We start from the raw sequence: 19,672 nt of genomic DNA, 5'->3' as shown, positions 1-19,672 counted from the left end.
ACCCTGCGGCCTGACGTTTTTTCTATGCCGACCCCCTCTGCAATCACCTTGGCCGCCATCGGCGGTCTGATGCTCAATGCCTTCGTCTGGGGCGTGTCGTGGTGGCCGTTCCGCCATTTCAATGGTCTGGGCCTCAATCCGCTGTGGGCCACCGCGGCGATGTACGCGGTGAGCACGCTCATCATCGTGGCGGCGCGGCCGTCGGCGCTGCGGGCGCTTTGGCGGCATCCGCCGCTGTGGGGCATTCTCATCGCCTCGGGAGCGACGAACGCGGCGTTCAACTGGGGTGTGACCGAGGGCGACGTGGTGCGGGTGGTGCTGCTGTTCTATCTCATGCCGGTCTGGGCCACACTGCTGGCGCGCTGGCTACTGAACGAAAAACTCACAAGGCTGGTCGGCCTGCGCCTGATGCTGGCCCTGGCCGGGGCGATGGTGGTGTTGTGGCCGCAAGGGGGCGGTCTGCCGCTGCCGCAACATCCGGCAGACTGGCTGGGTGTGATCGGCGGCATGTTTTTCGCGCTCAACAATGTGCTGCTGCGCAAGTATGCGCACACGCCGCCCGAGGCGCGCGGCCTGGCGATGTTCGCCGGCGGGGTGATCGTGGCGGGCGGCGTCGCGGCCCTGCTGACCGCCAGCGGCGCCGTTGCGCCCATGCCTGCACCGGCGCCGGGGTGGCTGATGGGCGTGGTGTTGATGGCGCTGGCTTTTCTGGCGGCGAATCTGGGGCTGCAGTATGGCGCAGAGCGGCTGCCGTCTGCGCTGACGGCAGTGGTGATGACGGTGGAAATCGTGTTCGCCAGCGGCAGCGCCGTGTTGCTCGGCGTGGAGCGCTTAAGCGCGCAGGCGCTGTGGGGCGGCTGCCTGATTCTGCTGGCGATCTTGTTGGCCGCCTGGCCTGCGCGAAAGCAGGCCGAGGCCGATACGGTGCTGGAGGTCAGTGGCGGAAGCCGCCGCTGGCCGTGATGCTGGTGGTGTCCACGTAGTCGGAGCCGGAGTGGTTGTCGGGCGAGAAGTGCACGGTGAAGCCGCCGAGGTTCTCGTTGCCCATGCTGTTGAGGGCGTCCATCAGGCTGGCGCGGGTGAGCGTCTTGCCGGCTTTGCGCAGGGCCTGCACCAGCACCTTGGCGTCGATATAGCCTTCCAGGCTGGTGAAGTCGTAATCGCCCTTATGCCCGGCGCTGTTCATCGCGGCCTGGTACTCGCGCACCAGCGGGGTGACGGTAGAGAAGGGGAAGGGCACGACCTGGGTGATGATCACGCCGTTGCCCTCGGGGCCGAGCGCTTTGGCCAGCGCTTCAGAGCCGACGAAGCTCACATTGGCGAACTGGCCGCCGTAGCCCTTGGCAATGGCCTGCTGATTGAATGCCGCTACTTCGGTGTAGGTGCCGACTTCCACGATGAGGTCGGGCTTGGAAGGCAGGATGGAGGCCAGCGCCCCGGCCACATCCACCGTATTGCGTTTGACCGTGCCGGTGGCCACGGGCTTGAGATTGTGCGCGGCCAGGGCTTTTTGCACGCCCGTCAGTCCGGCCATGCCGTAGGCGTCGTCCTGGTAGAACACGGCGATTTTTTTCAGGCCGAGGAACAGGAACTGATCGACGATCTTGCGGGTTTCGTCGTTGTAGCTAGCGCGGATGTTGAAAATGTAGGGATCGACGGGGGAGCGCAGCCCCATCGCGCCGGTGAACGGGCCGATGAGGGGAATCCCGGCCTGATCGATCAGGGGTTTGGCCGCCAAGGTGGTGGGCGTGCCGACATAGCCCAGCAGGGCGAACACATCACCGCCGTTGATGAAGGTCTTGGTATTGGCCACGGCGCGGGCCGGTTCGTAGCCGTCATCGAGGCTGACCAGCTTGAGGCTGCGCCCGGCTACGCCGCCGTCGGCATTGACCTGCTTGAAATACGCCTCGATGCCCATGCGCAGGCGGATGCCGAGCTGCGCCGCCGGTCCGGTGAGCGGGGCCGACTGGCCGATGACGATTTGCGTGTCAGTCACGCCCGGCGTGGCCGCAAATGCGGACGTGGCCGCCATCAGACTCAGGCCAGCAAACAGGGTGGCAAAAAATTTCATCGTGGTCTCGGAAAAAATGCGTCGGCAAGGATTCTGCAGTTCAGCCAACCGGCCTGCGCTGCGAGCGTAAGGGACATCAGGGGAGGGGACGACCGGGTCGCGGAACAAGCCAGCATCCGCGCATGAAGCGAGCAGGGCCCCCGACCCCGGTTTTTGTAAATTTTTTGCATTGTCCACAACCCGGCCGAGGCTGACAACCGCATCCGCTGCGCTCAGAGGCGGAAATCCAACAGCGTTCAGGGTTTGCCGTGCAGCGCTTCGTCGAGCAGTTCCACCCAGTGCTGCACCAGAATGGTGGTGCCGGACTGCAGATGCTGGATGCAGCCGATATTGCTGCTGACAATGCGCTGCGGCGCGGTTTCGGCCAGATGCTGCAGCTTGCGGTTGCGCAGCTCTTTCGACAGCTCGGGCTGCAGCACCGAGTAGGTGCCTGCCGAGCCGCAGCACAGATGGCTTTCCAGCGGCAGCTTGACCTCGAAGCCCAGCTCGCGCAGCAGGGCCTCGGCCCCGCCGCGCACCTGCTGCGCATGCTGCAAGGTGCAGGGTGGGTGGTAGGCGAGATGGTCGACCGGCTTGTTTTTCAGCAAGGTTTTGAGTGATGCGGCGAACTGCGGCAGGTACTCGCTGATGTCCTGGCACAGCGCGCTGATGCGCTGGGCGCGTTCGGCATAGGCGGGGTCGTGCAGCAGATGGTGGCCATATTCCTTGACCATGGCGCCGCAGCCCGAGGCGTCCATGACGATGGCTTCGACCGCGCCGCTTTCCACCAGCGGCCACCAGGCATCGACATTGCGTTTCATGTCGGCCAGCGCGCCGCCGTGGTCGGAGAGATGTTGGCGAATGGCGCCGCAGCAACCGGCGCCGTCGGCCAGCAGCGGCTGCACGCCAACGGCATCGAGCACACGGGCGGTGGCCGCGCCGATATTGGGCATGAGCGTGGGCTGCACGCAGCCGCCCAGCATCAGCACTTTGCGGGCGTGGTCGCGCTGTGGGCGTTTGCCTGCGCGCTGCCGGGGGGGCACCTTGTCGCGCAGCGCGGCGGGCACCAGCGGGCGCAGCGCCTGGCCGAGCTTGATGGCCGGGGCGAACAGGCTGGAGGTCATGCCTTCGCGCAGCGCCCAGCGGGCGAGTTTTTCTCCGGCGGGACGTTCCACCTTGGCATCGACCACGGCGCGGCCGATGTCCACCAGACGGCCGTATTCCACCCCGGACGGGCAGGTGGTCTCGCAGTTGCGGCAGGTCAGGCAGCGGTCGAGGTGCAGCTGGGTGGTGCGGGTGGGCGCCTCGCCTTCGAGCACCTGTTTGATCTGGTAGATGCGGCCGCGCGGGCCGTCGAGCTCATCGCCCAGCAGTTGATAGGTGGGGCAGGTGGCGGTGCAAAAACCGCAGTGCACGCAGTTGCGCAGAATGGCTTCGGCCTGCTGGCCTTCGGGCGTGCTGGCGAATTCGGGGCTGAGATGGGTTTCCATCGGGATCAGAAAAGAGTGGGGAACACGCCGTGCGGATCGAAGGCGGCCTTGACGTTGCGCTGAATGCGCAGCAGCGTGGCCTGCGCGGTGTCGAACACGGGCGCACTGGCGTCGCCGCCGCGAAAGCGCGTGGCATGGCCACCGGTCTGCCGGGCCGCTTCATGAATGATGGACGCCGGCGCGGCGCTGATAAGCCAGCGCAGGCCGCCGAACCATTCCACCAACTGCGTGCCGGAAAGATCGAGCGCGGGTGCGGTGGAGGGCAGCGACAGTCGCCACAACGCGGCCTGCGAATCGCCCGGCCAGGTGGGGGCGAACCAGGGCAGGGTCTGCTCGCGCAGCCCGGTCCAGAAAGCGGCGGCTTCGGTCTCGGCCATGCGTTCGCCGCCCAGACGGGTCTGCGCGGCCTGCACGGCCGCCTGCGCGCCGCGCAGTCGCAGGGTGAGCACGCCTTTGCCGGTGCCCGCGCTGCGGTCGGGCAGCCAGGCGCTGGCGTTGAGCGGCAGGGGTTGCGCGGCCCAGGTGTTACAGCGTGTGATGGCTTCGTCCTGCGTCATGGAGAAGCGCAGGGTGGTTTGCGCCGGGGCCACGGGCATGATTTTGAGCGACACGTCGAGAATGACCCCGAGCGAGCCGAGCGAGCCGCACAGCAGGCGAGAGACATCGAACCCGGCGACGTTTTTCATCACCTCGCCGCCGAAGCGCAGTACCTCGCCCTTGCCGCTGAGCAGCGTGGCGCCGAGCACATAGTCGCGCACCCCGCCGACGCTGATGCGCGCCGGGCCGCTCAGGGCGCTGGCCACCATGCCGCCCAGCGTGGCGCGGCCGATGCGGGCGAAGTGCGGCGGCTCGAAGGGCAGGAACTGGTGATGCTCGGCCAGCGCCGCTTCAATCTCGGCCAGCGGCGTGCCCGCGCGTGCGGTGATGACCAGCTCGGTCGGCTCGAAATGGGTGATGCCCGACAGCTGCGTGGCGTCGAGCGTGTGTTCGGCGGCATCCACCCCGCTGTGCTGCGCGGCGGCCCACCACGGCGCTTTGCTGCCGCCGCCGTGAATGCGAATGCGTTCGCCGCGCGAGGCGGCTTCTCGCACCAGGTCTTGCCAAAGAGGAATCAGATCGTCTGCTTGCATGTACGGGACGCTGCGGCGCGGGGTCGCAGCCAAGATCGGAATGCGACGCGGTTAAAACCGGGGAAGGTTGGGAAACGGCAGCAGGCCGCCGCGCACATGCATCTTGCCGTACTCGGCGCAGCGGGCGTGGGTGGGAATCTGCTTGCCGGGATTGAGCGTTTCGCCGGGATCGAAGGCGCGGCGGAAGGCGAAAAACTGCTCGCGCTCTTCAGGGCTGAACTGCACGCACATGGCGTTGATCTTCTCGAAACCCACGCCGTGCTCGCCAGTGACCGTGCCGCCCATGGCCACGCTGGTCTCCAGAATCTCGGCGCCAAATTCTTCGGCGCGGTGCAGCTCGCCGGGCTGGTTGGCATCGAACAGGATGAGCGGGTGCAGATTGCCGTCGCCCGCATGGAACACGTTGACGCAGCGCAGCCCGTACTTGCTCTCCATGCCCTGAATGGCTTCGAGCATGTCGGCCACGCGCTTGCGCGGAATGGTGCCGTCCATGCAGTAATAGTCGGGCGAGATGCGGCCGGTGGCGGGAAAGGCGTTTTTGCGCCCGCTCCAGAAGCGCAGACGCTCGGCCTCGCTTTCGCTGCACTTGAGCTTGGTTGCGCCGCAACGCGACAGCACTTCGGTCATGCGGCCGATTTCTTCTTCGACCTCTTCTGGCGTGCCGTCGCTCTCGCACAGCAAAATGGCCTTGGCTTCCAGGTCGTAGCCCGCGTGCACGAAGGCCTCTGCGGCCACCGTCATGGGCTGATCCATCATTTCCAGCCCGGCCGGAATGATGCCCGCGGCGATGATGGCCGCCACCGCGTCGCCCGCCTTGCGCAGGTCGTCGAAGCTGGCCATGATGCAGCGCGCCAGAACGGGTTTGGGCAGCAGCTTCACCGTCACTTCGGTGACGACCATGAGCATGCCTTCGCTGCCGATCACGGCGGCCAGCAGATCGGGGCCGGGACAGTCGCAGGCCAGCCCGCCGAGGGTCAGCGGCTCGCCTTCCACCGTATAACCGCGCACCTGCAGCACGTTGTGCACGGTGAGGCCGTATTTGAGGCAATGTACGCCGCCCGAGTTTTCGGCGATGTTGCCGCCGATGGTGCAGGCGATCTGGCTGCTCGGGTCGGGCGCGTAGAACAGGCCGTGCGGCGCTGCAGCCTCCGAAATCGCCAGGTTGCGCACCCCGCATTCCACCGTGGCGGTGCGGGCTATGGGGTCGATGCGCTTGATGCGGTTGAACCGCGCCAGCGCCAGCAGCACCCCGTCTTCATTGGGTAGCGCCCCCCCCGACAGTCCCGTGCCCGCGCCGCGCGCCACCACCGGCACGTTCAGCTTGTGGCAGGCCTTGAGCACCGCCGCCACCTGTGCCTCGGTTTCCGGCAGCACGACGACCAGCGGTTTGCGCCGATAGGCCGAAAGGCCGTCGCACTCGTAGGGCGTGACCTCCTCCGGCTGCCAGAGCAGGATGTGCGGCGGCGCCACCGCACCAAGCGCGGCGACCACTTCGGCCTGCCGCGCCGCGCGCGCGGCCAAGTCAGGTTGGAGGGGGGCATTCATAGCGAGTCTTCCGGGAAAATATATTGGTTTTACTGGCAGATTATCCCGTTTGCTGCGCTGCAGCGGGGCAGGAGTAACCCGGCTTTTTGCGATTTGTCGAAGGCAAAGCTGTGTTGCGCAAAAGTCAGGGCGCGGCGTACAACGGCGAGGCAGACTGATGTCCGTTTTCGGCCAGACTTCGTTGCGCTGCGCGACTAGAGTGAGGGCATGCAACTCGATCCCGACACCTGCTACAGCGCGCTGCTCACCCGCGACCGCCGCTTCGACGGCTGGTTTTACGTCGGCGTGTCGTCCACCGGGGTGTATTGTCGGCCGGTGTGTGCGGTGCGCACGCCGCTCAAACGCAACTGCAGCTTCTATCCCAGCGCGGCGGCGGCCGAGCAGGCGGGCTATCGGCCTTGTCTGCGTTGCCGTCCCGAACTGGCGCCGGGGCTCGGCGTGCTCGACCTCTCGGGCCAGCTTGCCCGCGCTGCTGCCGCGCTGATCGACCAGGGGCTGACCGATCCCGCCGGATTGAGCGCCGTGGCCCGGCGCGTGGGCGTCACGCCGCGGCATTTGCGGCGCATCTTCGAGGCGGAATTCGGCGTCTCGCCCGTGGCGTATGCGCAGACGCGGCGGCTGCTGCTGGCCAAGGGTCTGCTCACGGACACAACGCTGCCGATGGCGGCGGTGGCCGACGCGGCGGGCTTTGGCAGCGTGCGGCGGTTCAACCATCTGTTTCGCACCCGCTATGGGTTGACGCCGCTGAGCTTGCGGCGCTCGGGCGGGGCCTGCGGGCAGGAAGACCGGCTCACCGTGTCGCTCGCCTACCGGCCCCCCTACGCCTGGAGGCAGATGGTCGATTTTCTCGCGCGTCGCGCGGTGGACGGTGTGGAGCGCGTCACCGCCGATCGCTACAGCCGCGCGGTGGCGTTCGCCGCCGAGCCGGGTGCGCCGCCGGTCACCGGCTGGATCGCGGTGACCCATGACCCTGAGCGCCACAGCCTGCGCCTCACCCTGCCGCCGCGGCTGGCGCGGCACATCGGCCGCATCGTGGGCGGTGTGCGGCGCTTGTTCGACCTCGATGCCCGCCCCGATCTGATCGACGCCCATCTGCCCGAATTCGCCGCCGAGGCGCCCGGCCTGCGCATTCCCGGCGCCTTCGACGGGTTCGAGATCGCCATGCGCGCCGTGGTCGGCCAGCAGATCGGCCTGCCACAGGCGCGCGTCATTCTTGGCCGCTTGGCGCAGCGTCACGGCACCTCCGTGCCCGATGCGCCCGACGGTCTGTGCCGCACCTTGCCCGACGCGCCCACGCTCGCCGCCTGCACCCCCGAGGCGCTGCGCGCCTGCGGTCTGACCGGCGCCCGCGCCCTCAGCCTGCACGCGCTGGCGCTGGCCGTGGCCGAGGGACGCGTGGCGCTGCAGCCGCTCGCCCCGGTCGAGCCCACGCTTGCGGCGCTGCAGGCCCTGCCCGGCATCGGCGACTGGACGGCGCAGGTGATTGCGCTGCGCGGTCTGGGCTGGCCGAATGCCTTTCCCGCCGGCGATTTGGTGTTGCGCAAACAACTCGGCCTGGCCCGTCCGGCCGACATGCTGGCCCATGCCGCGCGCTGGGCGCCGTGGCGGGGCTATGCCGCGGTGCATCTGTGGCGCCGCGCGACTGAAGGAGAAACATCGTGAAAGCCGTCTTGGTCATGGACAGCCCTCTGGGCGCGTTGCAACTCACCGCCGCGGAAGACGGGCTCACTGCCCTGAGTTTTCTCGACGACGCAAAGCTTCCAACCGCCGCCGACACACCTTTGCTGCAGCGCGCCCGCGCGCAACTTCAAGCCTATTTCAGCGGCGACGCCATCACCTTCGATCTGCCCTTGCGGCCCCAGGGCACGCCGTTCCAGCAGGCGGTCTGGCGGGCGCTGCAGACCGCGCCCTACGGACAGACGATCAGCTATGCGCTGCTCGCGCAGCGGCTGGGCCTGCCCGCCAGCCATGCCCGCGCCGTGGGTGCGGCGGTGGGGCGCAACCCGCTGCTCATCATCGTGCCCTGCCACCGCATCATCGGCCATGACGGCCGCTTGACCGGCTACGCTGCCGGCCTGCCGCGCAAGCAGGCGCTGCTCGATCTCGAACGCGTGGCCCCGATTTCAACGCAATCCCCCACGCAAACCCCTACGCCCCGTCGCCCGCGCGCGGCCTGAGCGCTACGGCCAGCGCTGCGCATCATCCGGATCACGCCCATGCCTTTCATCGAACTGTTTTTGCTCGCCGCCATCTGGGGCGCTTCTTTTCTCTTTCTGCGCATCGCCGTGCCCGAGTTCGGGCCGCTGCCGCTCATCGCGCTGCGCGTGGGCATTGCCTCGCTGGTGCTGCTGCCGGTGCTGCGAACCGCCGCGGCGCGCGCCCAGTTTCGCCACAAACTCTGGCCGCTGCTGGTCGTCGGGGTGACCAACTCCGCGTTGCCGTTCACCTTGTTCGCCGTGGGCGCGCTGCACCTGGGCGCGGGCTTCGAGGCCATTCTGAATGCCACCACCCCGCTGTGGGCGGCGGTGCTGGGGGCGACGCTGTTCGGCGCGCCGATCGGCCGGGCGCAGATCGTCGGGCTGGGCATCGGCCTGCTCGGCGTGGTCGTGCTGGTGGGCGATCAGCCGGGGTTGTCGCAAGGCGCCGCGCCTTGGGCGGTGGCTGCGGCGCTGCTGGCGCCTGTGTCCTATGGCTTTGCCGTGCATTACACCCGCCGCCATCTGGCCGGGGTCGATCCGACGCTCACCGCGTTCGGCAGCCAGCTCACAGCCACGGTGCTGCTCGCTCTGCCCGCTGCATTCACCTGGCCTGCGCACGCGGTGCAGGGCGACATCTGGGCCGCCGTGGTGGCGCTGGGCGTGCTGTGCACCGGGCTGGCTTATGTGCTGTATTTCCGCCTCGTGGCGCAGGTCGGCGCGGCCTACGCTGCCTCGGTCACTTTTCTCATTCCGGCTTTCGGCATGCTCTGGGGCGCGCTGTTTCTGCAGGAAGCCGTCACCGGCGCCATGCTGGCGGGCTGCGCGATCATCCTGGCGGGCACCGCGCTGGCGAGCGGACAGTGGAAGCGGCTGGTGGGCCTGCGGGCGTAGGCCGATCCATCCCCGGCGGTTTGAGGCCGTGCAGGCGCTTTGAGCGGCGGCCTGTGCGGGCGACCTTCAGCTTCGCTTCAGGAACTCCGGTCATTGGAAAAGAACGAAAAAATCGCCGCGGCGATATCCACGCGCTGCGGCGTTGGGTTCAGTTTGAGAAAGGAGTTCGATTATGAAGATTCAATCCAAAATCCTGGTTGCAGCGCTGGCGATGACCCTGCCCGCGCTGGCCTTGGCGGCGCAGCCGCTTGCGGTGCGTTACGACGGGCATGACATGCCCATGCACCAGACGGTGGAGGTCATGCACACGGCCGCAGGCCCGGTGCAGGTCAAGACCTGGACTTGGCAAAGCCCGCAGGGCCATGCGCGGGTGGTGATCGAGCAAAGCTCGGGCGCGGCCGCCCCCGCCTGGGCGCTGCGGCAGATGCACACGCAGTTTGCGCCGATGCAGCGGCTGATCGAGCGGGTGGACGCGCAGATGAATGCGCAGATGAACGCGGTGTTCGGGCCGATGTCCACCCTGCGTGTGCTGTTGCCGCAGTCGCCGTGGTTGATGCCGCCGGTGCTGCCCACGATGGTGCTGTTGACGCCGCTGCAAACCCCGCAAGCGCAACCGCCACAGCAGCACCCGGCGGCTCCGGCCGCGCATCCGGCGCAGCGCTGGCAGGCGTAAAACCCCCGCGCGGCAGCGCCACTTGCAGCGGGCCACTTGCCAGCGTCATGACAGCATGAAATACTGTGCGTAAAAACAGTATTCCGGCGCGCTGTGCAAGCGGCGCGGGCTGCCATGACACTGCGTTGCCTGCTGGTCGATTTCAATTCCTACTTCGCCTCGGTGGAGCAGCAGCTTTGCCCTGAGTTGCGCGGGCGGCCGGTGGGTGTGGTGCCGATGCTGGCCGACACGACCTGCTGCATCGCTGCCAGCTACGAGGCCAAGGCGTTTGGTGTGAAGACCGGCACGCAGGTGGCCGAGGCGCGCCGGTTGTGTCCGGGCATCGTGTTCGTGGTGGCGCGGCATGCCGAGTATGTGCAGATTCACCACCGCGCTGTGGCGGTGGTGGACACCATCGCGCCGGTGGAGCAAGTGCTGTCCATCGACGAAATGGCCTGCAGCCTGCCGATGGGCTGGACCAGCCGCGAGCGCGCCACGCAACTGGCGCTGCGCCTCAAGGCCGCGCTGCGCGAGGCGCTGGGCGAGTGCCTGCGCGTCTCGGTGGGCATCGCCCCCAATGTGTTTCTCGCCAAGCAGGCGTCCAATCTGCAAAAGCCCGACGGTCTGGTGGTGCTCGACTCCACCGACCTGCCCGGCCCGCTGCTGCGCATGCAGCTCACCGATCTCACCGGCATCAATGTGCGTATGCTCGCGCGGCTGCAGGCGCAGGGCATCCACAGCGTGGAGCAGCTCTGGCGGGCGCGGCGCGAGCAACTGCGCGTGGTGTGGGGCGGCATGGCGGGCGAGGCGTTTTACGACCGGCTGCACGGGCTGGCGTCGGGTGTGCAGGCCGCCAATCCGCGGCGTTCGCTCGGCCATTCGCATGTGCTGCCGCCGGAGATGCGCAGCGCCGAGGGCGCGCTGGCCGTGCTCGATCGCCTCACGCAAAAAGCCGCGATGCGCCTGCGCCGCGAGCACCTGCTGGCCGGCGCTATGACCGTGATGCTCAAGCTCACCCGTCGGCACGGCGAGCGTCTGCGTCCCGAGCGCGGCGCCCGCTTCGCGCCGACGGCCGACACCCGCGCCCTGCTGCACACCCTGCGCGAGTTGTGGCCCGGCATGGTGCCTGCGGGCTGGGCGCCGATGAAAGTGGCCATGCTGCTGCACGATCTGCGCCAGCCCGGGCAGACCAGCGCCAGCTTGTTTGAGGGCGATGTGCCCGGCTCTGATGCGGAGCAGGCCGCGCTGTGGAGCGCGGTCGATGCCCTCAACGTGCGCTACGGCCGCCACACCATCTATTGCGGCAGCGGCCACCAGGGGCGGGAGGAAGCCCCCATGCGCATCGCGTTCAACCACATCCCCGATCTCGAAACGGAGGGGTAAATCGTGATCAGACCGCTTGCTGAACCTCTTTCGCCGGATGGCCCAGCAGGTTGACATGGGATTTCAGAAATTCGAGAAAAGTCGCGGCCACCACGGAGACCCGCTTTTCTTTCGACCTGACCAGGTACCAAGAGCGTCGAATAGGAAAGCCTTCAACGTCGAGGACGCAAACCTGATGGTTCAAATGATCCTCGCCGATCGTACTGTCCGAGAGGATGGCAAGGCCCAGGCCGCCGGCCACCGCTTGTTTGATGGCCTCGTTGCTCCCCAACTCCATGCGAATGTTCGGGCGCACGCCATGCTCTTCGAAGAGTCGCTCCATCGTCAAACGCGTTCCAGAGCCCCGCTCTCGAACGAGAAAGTGCTCTTGCGCCAGTTCGGCAAAACGAACGGTGCGCCCCAACGTCGTCAGCCGGTGTGACGAGGGCGCCAAGACGACGAGCGAGTTTTCGAGAAAAGGCTCGCACTCGATGTTCATCCCATCGGGCGGGACGCCCATGACGTAAATGTCGTCTTGGTTGCGTGCAAGGCGCTCAAGCAGACGATCTCGGTTGATCACTTCCAGCGCAATGTCGATGCCGGGATATTGCGCGCAGAAGGGGCCGAGCAAGCGGGGCATGAAGTATTTGGTCGTGGTGACCGAAGCGATTCGGAGTCGACCTTTTTTCACCCCCTTCATGTCGGCAATGGTTTGCTCAAACCGGCCCCACGTTTCCAGCCAGTCGCCACAGGTGGCGTAGAGGTGCTCTCCGGCCTCGGTGAGAAAGACTTTCTTACCGATTTGCTCCAGCAGGGCAAGACCAATTTCATCGCTGAGCAAACGAATCTGCTTCGAGACCGTGGGTTGTGTCACATGAAGTTCTTCAGCGGCCCTCGAAAAGCTCCGCAGCCGTGCGACGGCCTCGAAGGTGCGCAACTGCCTCAAGCTGACATGCATCATGTCCGATCCTTTATGTATAGCTTTTTGTCTATGGTTTTTATTCTAATTATTCATTATTAATTTTGTCAGGTACTCCATAGACTGAGTTCCGCTGCACCACTGATCTGCCGGAACAACCTCTAGGAGATATGCCATGTCGCCCTCATGGAATTCGCTCGGTCCACTGCTCGCCCTGTGCGTGCCCCTTGCCTTATTGGTCGTCGGCTGCGTTCCGACTGCGTGGGCCAACGCACGGCCTCGATTGATTGCACGGTGGAATGAAGCCATGGCCTGGCTGGCCTTCGTGCTGGCTATCACTGCTGGATTGCTCGGCACGCTGCAGGGCTCCACGCACACTTTCACCGTGGCATCCGCTGCGCTCCCTGCGGAACTGGGGCATCTGACCCTCTCGATTTATCTGAACGCGCTGACGATCATGATGCTGCTGCTGGTGTCCTTTGTGGGCGTGGTCGTATCGCGTTATTCCAAAAACTATCTTGCGGGCGACGCGCAACAGGGTCGGTTTCATAAGTGGCTCGCTTTGACCCTGGCCAGCATTCTCAGCTTGATCGTGTCGGGCAATCTTTTGATGTTCGCCTTGGCATGGATCGCCACCAGTCTGAGTTTGCATCAGCTTTTGATGTTTTACAGAAAGCGGCCGATTGCCGTGCTGTCTGCACACAAAAAATTCGTCGCCAGCCGCATCAGTGATGCCAGCCTTCTGCTCGCTATCGTTTTGATTGGCTCGACACTCCACACGCTGGAGTTCGAGCGCCTGTTTCAACTGATGGCGGCGTTCAGAGGCGAGATGCCGATGAAACTGCAGATCGCGAGTTACCTCATTGTTTTGAGCGCGGCATTGAAATCGGCGCAGTTTCCTCTGCATGGCTGGCTGCTGCAGGTCATGGAAGCACCGACACCGGTGTCGGCGCTTCTCCATGCGGGCATCGTGAATGCCGGAGCTTTTTTGGTGATTCGCATGAGCCCCATCCTGTCGCATTCCACAGGAGCGCTCGTCGCGCTGACCCTCATCGGGCTGGTCACCCTGGTGCTTGCTTCCCTGGTGATGTTGACGCAAACCAGCGTCAAGGTCTGTCTTGCCTGGTCAACCACTGCACAGATGGGATTCATGCTGCTCGAATGCGGCCTCGGGCTGTATAGCCTCGCCATGCTGCATCTCGTTGCACACTCGCTTTATAAAGCCCATGCTTTTCTGGCATCGGGCAGTGCAGTCGATGCCTTTCGGGCGCCCGCCCTGCAAGCGTCCCCCAAAGGCTTTGATCTTGTGCGGCTGATTGCCGCCCTCGCGCTTGGCGTGACCGCGTCACTCGGTATCGGCTCGCTATTGGGTGTCTATTGGCACGGGCAGGACACCTTGCTTGTTGTGGGCGTCATTCTGGCGGTGTCCATGAGTCAACTCGTGTTGCAGGCAGCCACGGCGCTGGGGCTGGTGCCTGCCTTGGTCATGGCGGGGGGGATGAGCGCGCTTCTATGCACGACCTACTTTGTGTTGCACGCATTGTTCGATCGCTTGCTGCTGAACAGTGTTTTGCCGGTGTCGGGGCTTGCTCACACGGCTTACAGCGTGCTCGTGCCCGTCGTGAGCGTGACATTCGTCGCGCTGTTGATGATGCAGCAATTCCTGCAGGCGAGTGCTTCTCCGGCGCGTTTCAGGCTGTACGTGCACCTCTACAACGGGCTGTATGTCGATGTCTATGTCACCCGTCTGCTGCAAAAGTTGTGGCCTGTTCCCCAAACCAATGACATTCAACTTCAAGGAGCTTGAGATGAACCTCGCCGACATGCCCACGCTGATGGCGCCAACCTTGTCGATTGATCCTCAGATCGACGCCGCCTGCGGCCGAATCGCGCCGCTCTGGCCGCTGAAGAATTTTGTGGCCGTCAATCCATTTTTTGGGCTGCGGGATCACGACTTTCAGAGCGCCTCTGATCTACTGGCTCGTGTCATGGGCACGAGCCTCTACATGCCGCGCACCTATTTCCAGGAGCAGGTGGCTCAAGGCCGGATCGGCAGCAAGGACATTCGCCAAGCGATCAGGCTCTGCGGCAGCACGCTCAGCCTGGAGGACGTTCAGGAAGCTCTGGCCACAGACCGCCCTCAGCCCCGCATGGGCATGGCGACCGTGAGTGATCTGCTCGACAAAGTCGAGGGAGGTCTGTGGACGCGATTTGTCGTTGAACGCATCAGCATGCACTGCGCCGCGTACTTCGACATCGGCCAGGCCGTCATTCCCATGCCTTATCGTCACCAATCGTTGTTTGCCGCCTGGCGGGAGACCGCCACCATTGACCAGAGCCCGGCGTTGATGGGGTTGCGTGGCCTGCGCGCTGCCATCGCCGAGGTTCCGCATGCCCCACGGGATGCGATTGCATGGGCCGTCGAGAAGCTCGACATTCCTGCAGAGGCCACCGAGCGCTATCTTCACGCCGCTTTGCTGAGCGTGGGGGGATGGGCCGCCTGGACGCGATACCTGAAGTGGCAAGCGGAGCTCTCAGGCCAGACCGATGCGTCGATCGTCGATCTTCTGGCGATTCGTCTGGTCTGGGATGTCTTGCTGTTTCAGGAGAAGGGCAGTGCTGCACTTCAGGCCCGCTGGCGGGAGATGCTCGCAGCCAGCATGCGTGCGCCATCGGCCAAACGCCGTGCGGCTGCGGAGGTCGACAGAATCTTGCTCAGTGCCATGGAAATCGGGTTTCAGAACTCGGTGCTCGCAGCGCTGAAAGAAGCGCAGCGTCCGCAGCCGCTGCCGACGCGCCCCGCTGTGCAGGCTGCTTTTTGTATTGATGTCCGCTCAGAGATATTCCGCCGCTCGCTGGAAATCGTGGCGCCCTCGATACAGACCATCGGCTTTGCCGGGTTCTTCGGAATTTTCATTGAGGTCGTTCCGCTGGGCGCCGATTGCGGGCACTCTCATGTGCCGATTCTGTTCACCCCCAGCTATTGTTTGCAAGAGCAGGGTGGAGACGAAACGGATCAACTGCGTCAACAGCGCCGAGCTCGGTTGAAATGGGCGAAGGTGTGGAAGGGTTTCAAATTTTCGGCGTCCTCCTGTTTTTCTTTTGTGGAGTCTGCCGGGCTGACCTACGCGCCCAAACTTCTGTCGGACAGCATGGGCTGGTCTCGACCCGTTCCTGACCCTAAAACGCAGGGCATCGGCCGGAAAAGGGCGCTGGCTCTCTCGCCGAGTTTGTTGCCCAAGACAAGTGATGCGTGCTGCTCGCATCACGGCGCAACAGGAATTCCGCAGGACCAACGGGTTGAGAACGCGGAAAGAATCTTGCGCGCCATGGGCCTGACCGGGCCATTTGCGCGCCTTGTCTTGCTCGTTGGGCATGGCAGCAGTTCTGTGAACAATCCGCATGCCACGAGTCTGGACTGCGGCGCGTGTGCCGGACAAACAGGCGAGGCGAGTGCGAAAGTGGTTGCAGCGCTATTCAACGACAAGCAGGTTCGGGTGGAACTGGCACGCCGTGGCATTCTCATTCCAGAAGACACCTGTTTCCTGGCGGCCTTGCATGACACGACGACCGACATCGTGCAGGTGTTCGATGCGCATGCCGTACCGCATGACCTGGCGCCTGATCTCGCCAACCTTGAACGCGCACTCGAACAGGCTGGCGACTTGACCCGCATGCAGCGTGCTGCGTCGATGGGCATCGATGCAATGACAGATCGCGATGTCGCCCAGCATGTGCAGGCGCGCAGCCGGGATTGGTCGCAAGTGCGCCCTGAATGGGCGCTGGCCAATAACGCCGCCTTCATTGCCGCCCCCAGGTTCCGTACACGTGGCGCCGACCTTGGCGGGCGCGCCTTCTTGCACGACTATGTTTGGAAAAACGATGTCGACTTCAAGGTGCTCGAGCTCATCATGACCGCCCCGATGGTCGTCGCCAACTGGATCAACATGCAGTATTACGGCTCGGTTGTCGACAATTCACGCTTCGGAAGCGGCAACAAGGTGCTTCACAACGTGGTGGGTGGCGCCATCGGCGTTCTGGAAGGCAATGGAGGTGATCTGCGGGTGGGCCTTCCTCTGCAGTCTTTACATGACGGTAGCCGTTGGATGCATGAGCCTTTGCGGCTCAGTGTCTATCTGGAGGCGCCAGCTGAAGCGATCGACAACATCATTGCTCGCCATGAAATGATCCGCCAATTGGTGGACAACAAATGGCTTCACATTTTTCGCATTGACGAGAGCGCAGAGGTGATCCGGCGTTTGGTAACGGAGGACGGATACTGCTGGCAACCAGTCAGCCTTGAAAGCGAAAAATCGATGACGGCACAGAGTTCATTCCAGACGGCGCTATGCCCCTGAGTGCGCCCGACATCACAATGTGTTCACGAGACACGCAGGAGAACCCAATGCCCACAAGAATTCTGCTCGTCCGTCATGGCGAGACCCGTCTGACGCTGGAAGACCGCTTTGCCGGATCGAACGATATATCGTTGTCGAACGAGGGCCGAGAGCAGGCTGCGAGCCTGGGAATCAGGTTGTCCAGCGTGTCCATCGCTGCGGTCTATGCCAGCCCGATGGCGCGAACCCTGGAAACCGCCCGGATCATCGCAGGCCCGCACAATCTTCCCGTGCAAATCGTTGATGCGCTGCGCGAGATCGACTACGGCAACTGGGAAGGCCTGACCCGGGACGAAGTCACCTGCCGATTTCCGCAGGCCTACAGCCTGTGGGAGGAAGACCCGCTACTGGTGGCGCCCGAAGGCGGGGAGTCGGGACTGAGCGTCATCCACCGGGCGTTGCCGATCATGCGCGAGATCATCGAGCGGCACCGGCATCAGACCGTGCTGGTCGTCTCGCACAAAGGCACCAATCGCCTGCTTGTCAGCAGCCTGCTGGGCCTGGATGCGCGCGGCTACCGCGAGCGCCTCGATCAAAGCCCCGCGGCGCTAACCATTCTCGATTTCATGAACGAGGTTCGCCCGCGCCTCAAGCTGTTCAACGACGTATCGCATTACCAGTCATATCCCGAGCGCGAGATTGCCGAACGCACCTCGAAATGGTGGCGTCCGACGGTGGAGGGTTGAGGGTGTTGCGGCCGGGGCCGCGTACAGGCGCTCCTTCGGCGTTCAATGCTTCTGCGCTTCGGGCAAAGTCGTGAAGTGCTCGACCACCGGGGGCTGCGCGAAGTAGGGGCCCACAATCGCCCGCCACTGCGAGAACGCCTCGGACTGGCGAAAGCCCACGGTGTGGTCTTCCAGGGTGGCCCAGCGAATCATCAGCAGATAGCGTTCGGGCGTTTCAATCCCTTTGCGGATCTCGTAGCCTTCGAACCCCTTGGCATGCGCGATGACGGTGTTCACGCCATGGACGATGGCGGCTTCGAATTCGGCCTGACTGCCGGGCCGGATCTGAATATCGGCGAGTTCATGAATCATGTTGGGGAGTCTCCAGAGTTGGGTTCAACGTTCCTGATCGGTGGGGCGCATCAGGATTTCATTGATGTTCACATGCGCGGGCTGGCCGGCACAGAACACAATGGCGCGGGCGATGTCTGCGCTTTGCAACTGGCGCATGCTGTCGGCCCAGTTGTTGAGCGCCGTCTGCGTGGGCGCGTGGGCGATATGGTCGCGCAGCTCGGTCTGCGCCACGCCAGGCTCGATCACGGTGACGCGGATATTGTCTTTGTAGACCTCGCGCCGCAGCGACTCGCTAAAACCCACCACGCCCCATTTCGAGGCCGAATAGCCCCCACCGTTGGGGTTGGCTTGCCGCCCGGCGGTGGAGGCCATGTTGAAAATGTGCCCGTCCTTCCTGGCGCGCATACCGGGCAGGGCGGCCTGGCAACTGGCCATGAGCGCGAGCAGGTTCAGCTGGATCATGTGCTGCCAGCGGGTCATGTCCGCACTGTCGATGGGCTCCAAATACATGACCCCGGCGTTGTTGACCAGGATGTCGAGGCAGCCGAAATGCGCTTCCGTATCTTGCACGATGGCCTGCGCGGCTTTGACTTCGGCCAGGTCGGCAGGAAGAACCAGCACCTCGGCGCCCAGTGCGCGCAGGCGTGCGGCCAGAGCGTCCAGCCGGTCGCCGCGGCGTGCGCTCAGGGCCAGGCGCGCGCCAGCCTGGGCGAACAGCTCGGCGGTCGCTTCGCCGAAGCCGGATGAAGCGCCGGTGATGAGGACGACGCGATCTTTGAGCGATGCAGGAGCGAGATTCAGGGACATGTTTTTTCTCCTTGGGCAAAGCCAAAGACTGTACGCGCGTGGCGTGTTTTCTGCAGGCGCGCGAACGGCGAAACTCCGTTGCCCGATGTCGTCCTACGCAGTCCCGTCCGGCACGGTCTTGGGCGCTTCGGTGCTGCCTTCCGCAGCCGTGGTCAGGTGCAGCTGAGCGTCGCCCTGGAGAATGTCTTCCAGCTCTGCGCGGGCGTTTTTCGACAGGGCGATGAGCGCGGCCCTGTCGTGAAACACGGCCTGCTGACGGTCGAGCACTCGCAGGTCGTGGGCGGTGAACAGCGCGACCACGCGGTCGGCATCGACGTCGGGCTGCACGGTCTGCAGCGCCCGCCGTCCCAGCTCCACGCTCGTGCCCCAGGTTTCGCGCAGCACGTCTTTCACGCCAAGCTCGCGCAGGCGCATGAGATGGGTGCGGTTGCGCGCCCGCGCCAGCAGCGGCACGTCGGGGAAGTGGGTGCGCAGCAGCTCGGCAATCTTCAGGCTGGCCTCGACGTCATCGACGGCGAGGATGAACAGCCGGGCGTCCTGCACATGGGCGGCGCGCAGCAGCGACAGGCGGGTGGCGTCGCCGTAGTAGATCTTGTTGCCGAACTGGCGCACGAAATCCACCTGTTCGGCGCTGGCGTCCAGCGCGGTGAACGCCACGCCTTGCGCGTTGAGCAGCCTTCCGACGATTTGGCCGACGCGCCCGTAGCCCGCGATGACGACGGGCTGGCCGGGTTCGTCGATAGTGCTGAAGGGCGGCGCCTGACGGTTGCGCGCCCACGGCTGGATCAGCCGGTCGTTGAGGATGAGCAGAAACGGCGCCAAGGCCATGGAGACGGCCACCGCCACGGTCAGCAGCTCGGCAGTGGGGCCGTCGAGCAGACCGCCACTGCGCGCGCTGGTGAACAGCACGAAGGCGAACTCGCCGCCGCAGGCCAGCAAAATGGCCAAGGGACGGCTGAGCGCGTCGTCGCCGCCGATGAGCCGCCTTCCCGCGTACAGCGTGAGGGCCTTGAGCAGCAGAATGCCCGCCCCCAGGCCGATCACCTGCAAGGGCTCGGCCATCACCAGTGGCAGCGCAATGCCCATGCCCACTGCGATGAAAAACAGGCCTAGTAGTCATCATGGTCGCCAATAGGCAAGTCGGCGGGGGTCGATCTCCTGCCGATTCGTAGGTTGCACGCAAGCGTGCCGAGCTACATGCTGTGAACAAGT

17 protein-coding genes are annotated in these 19,672 nt (G+C 64.9%); 9 read left to right on the top strand and 8 right to left on the bottom strand.

The features are described from left to right. Positions 1-24: 24 nt before the first annotated feature. Positions 25-963, top strand: coding sequence for a DMT family transporter (locus ABT24_RS10675; RefSeq protein WP_276730206.1), 939 nt, complete (start codon positions 25-27; stop codon positions 961-963). On the opposite strand, the gene ABT24_RS10670 is transcribed toward ABT24_RS10675, so the two are convergent. The 4 genes from ABT24_RS10670 to ABT24_RS10655 form a co-directional block, all read right to left on the bottom strand. Beyond that, positions 935-2,071 carry an ABC transporter substrate-binding protein gene (locus tag ABT24_RS10670; protein ID WP_013122354.1) on the bottom strand — a complete coding sequence of 379 codons (1,137 nt, stop codon included), beginning with the start codon at positions 2,069-2,071 and terminating at the stop codon, positions 935-937. The two genes, ABT24_RS10675 and ABT24_RS10670, sit on opposite strands and share 29 nt — an antisense overlap. A gap of 236 nt (positions 2,072-2,307) precedes the next feature. Next, the gene (gene glcF, locus ABT24_RS10665; protein WP_013122355.1) at positions 2,308-3,540 is read right to left on the bottom strand and encodes a glycolate oxidase subunit GlcF; all 1,233 of its coding nucleotides are present in this window, start codon (positions 3,538-3,540) and stop codon (positions 2,308-2,310) included. Positions 3,541-3,545: 5 nt separating this feature from the next. Beyond that, positions 3,546-4,670: a glycolate oxidase subunit GlcE gene (gene glcE / locus ABT24_RS10660; RefSeq protein ID WP_276730210.1), complete on the bottom strand. Its 1,125-nt coding sequence runs from the start codon at positions 4,668-4,670 to the stop codon at positions 3,546-3,548. Positions 4,671-4,721: 51 nt separating this feature from the next. Next, positions 4,722-6,215, bottom strand: a complete 1,494-nt coding sequence (locus ABT24_RS10655; RefSeq protein ID WP_276730213.1) for an FAD-linked oxidase C-terminal domain-containing protein — start codon at positions 6,213-6,215, stop codon at positions 4,722-4,724. Positions 6,216-6,422: 207 nt separating this feature from the next. On the opposite strand from ABT24_RS10655, the gene ABT24_RS10650 reads away from it, so the two are divergent. The 5 genes from ABT24_RS10650 to ABT24_RS10630 all read left to right on the top strand — a co-directional run bounded on the left by ABT24_RS10650 (position 6,423) and on the right by ABT24_RS10630 (position 11,339). Beyond that, positions 6,423-7,877, top strand: coding sequence for a DNA-3-methyladenine glycosylase 2 family protein (locus tag ABT24_RS10650; protein WP_276730215.1), 1,455 nt, complete (start codon positions 6,423-6,425; stop codon positions 7,875-7,877). Continuing rightward, the gene (locus tag ABT24_RS10645; RefSeq protein WP_276730217.1) at positions 7,874-8,392 is read left to right on the top strand and encodes a methylated-DNA--[protein]-cysteine S-methyltransferase; all 519 of its coding nucleotides are present in this window, start codon (positions 7,874-7,876) and stop codon (positions 8,390-8,392) included. Before ABT24_RS10650 ends, ABT24_RS10645 begins: the two co-directional genes overlap by 4 nt. Positions 8,393-8,431: 39 nt before the next feature. Next, positions 8,432-9,304 (top strand): DMT family transporter, encoded by an 873-nt coding sequence (locus tag ABT24_RS10640; RefSeq protein ID WP_276730220.1) that lies wholly within the window; start codon positions 8,432-8,434, stop codon positions 9,302-9,304. 172 nt (positions 9,305-9,476) lie between these two features. Continuing rightward, positions 9,477-9,977 carry a hypothetical protein gene (locus ABT24_RS10635; protein WP_276730221.1) on the top strand — a complete coding sequence of 167 codons (501 nt, stop codon included), beginning with the start codon at positions 9,477-9,479 and terminating at the stop codon, positions 9,975-9,977. 114 nt (positions 9,978-10,091) lie between these two features. Then, the gene (locus tag ABT24_RS10630; protein WP_276730223.1) at positions 10,092-11,339 is read left to right on the top strand and encodes a Y-family DNA polymerase; all 1,248 of its coding nucleotides are present in this window, start codon (positions 10,092-10,094) and stop codon (positions 11,337-11,339) included. Between the two features lie 7 nt (positions 11,340-11,346). Here ABT24_RS10630 and ABT24_RS10625 read toward each other — a convergent pair whose 3' ends face one another. Beyond that, positions 11,347-12,279, bottom strand: coding sequence for a LysR family transcriptional regulator (locus ABT24_RS10625; RefSeq protein WP_276707428.1), 933 nt, complete (start codon positions 12,277-12,279; stop codon positions 11,347-11,349). A gap of 133 nt (positions 12,280-12,412) precedes the next feature. Between ABT24_RS10625 and ABT24_RS10620 the strand changes: the two genes are divergently transcribed. The 3 genes from ABT24_RS10620 to ABT24_RS10610 are packed head-to-tail and all read left to right on the top strand — an operon-like array spanning position 12,413 to position 17,320. Next, on the top strand, positions 12,413-14,044 hold the full coding sequence (locus ABT24_RS10620; RefSeq protein ID WP_276730225.1) for an NADH-quinone oxidoreductase subunit L: 1,632 nt from the start codon (positions 12,413-12,415) through the stop codon (positions 14,042-14,044). Position 14,045: 1 nt separating this feature from the next. Then, on the top strand, positions 14,046-16,595 hold the full coding sequence (locus ABT24_RS10615) for a YbcC family protein (protein WP_276730227.1): 2,550 nt from the start codon (positions 14,046-14,048) through the stop codon (positions 16,593-16,595). Between the two features lie 47 nt (positions 16,596-16,642). After that, complete coding sequence (locus ABT24_RS10610; RefSeq protein ID WP_013122367.1) at positions 16,643-17,320, top strand: histidine phosphatase family protein; 678 nt, start codon at positions 16,643-16,645, stop codon at positions 17,318-17,320. Positions 17,321-17,362: 42 nt separating this feature from the next. Here the strand turns inward: ABT24_RS10610 and ABT24_RS10605 are convergent, their stop codons facing one another. The 3 genes from ABT24_RS10605 to ABT24_RS10595 form a co-directional block, all read right to left on the bottom strand. After that, a complete protein-coding gene (locus tag ABT24_RS10605) occupies positions 17,363-17,671 on the bottom strand; it encodes an antibiotic biosynthesis monooxygenase family protein (RefSeq protein WP_276707422.1) in 309 nt (102 codons plus the stop codon). Positions 17,672-17,695: 24 nt separating this feature from the next. After that, a complete protein-coding gene (locus tag ABT24_RS10600) occupies positions 17,696-18,460 on the bottom strand; it encodes an SDR family oxidoreductase (protein ID WP_276730229.1) in 765 nt (254 codons plus the stop codon). Positions 18,461-18,553: 93 nt separating this feature from the next. Next, complete coding sequence (locus tag ABT24_RS10595; protein WP_286737813.1) at positions 18,554-19,567, bottom strand: NAD-binding protein; 1,014 nt, start codon at positions 19,565-19,567, stop codon at positions 18,554-18,556. Positions 19,568-19,672: the final 105 nt, after the last annotated feature.

It is taken from the genome of Thiomonas sp. SCN 64-16, assembly GCF_001725585.1.
GTDB classification, from domain to species: Bacteria; Pseudomonadota; Gammaproteobacteria; order Burkholderiales; family Burkholderiaceae_C; genus Thiomonas; species Thiomonas arsenitoxydans.
Note: the sequence above shows the minus strand (reverse complement) of the source record. Positions and strands in the feature narration are given on the sequence as shown.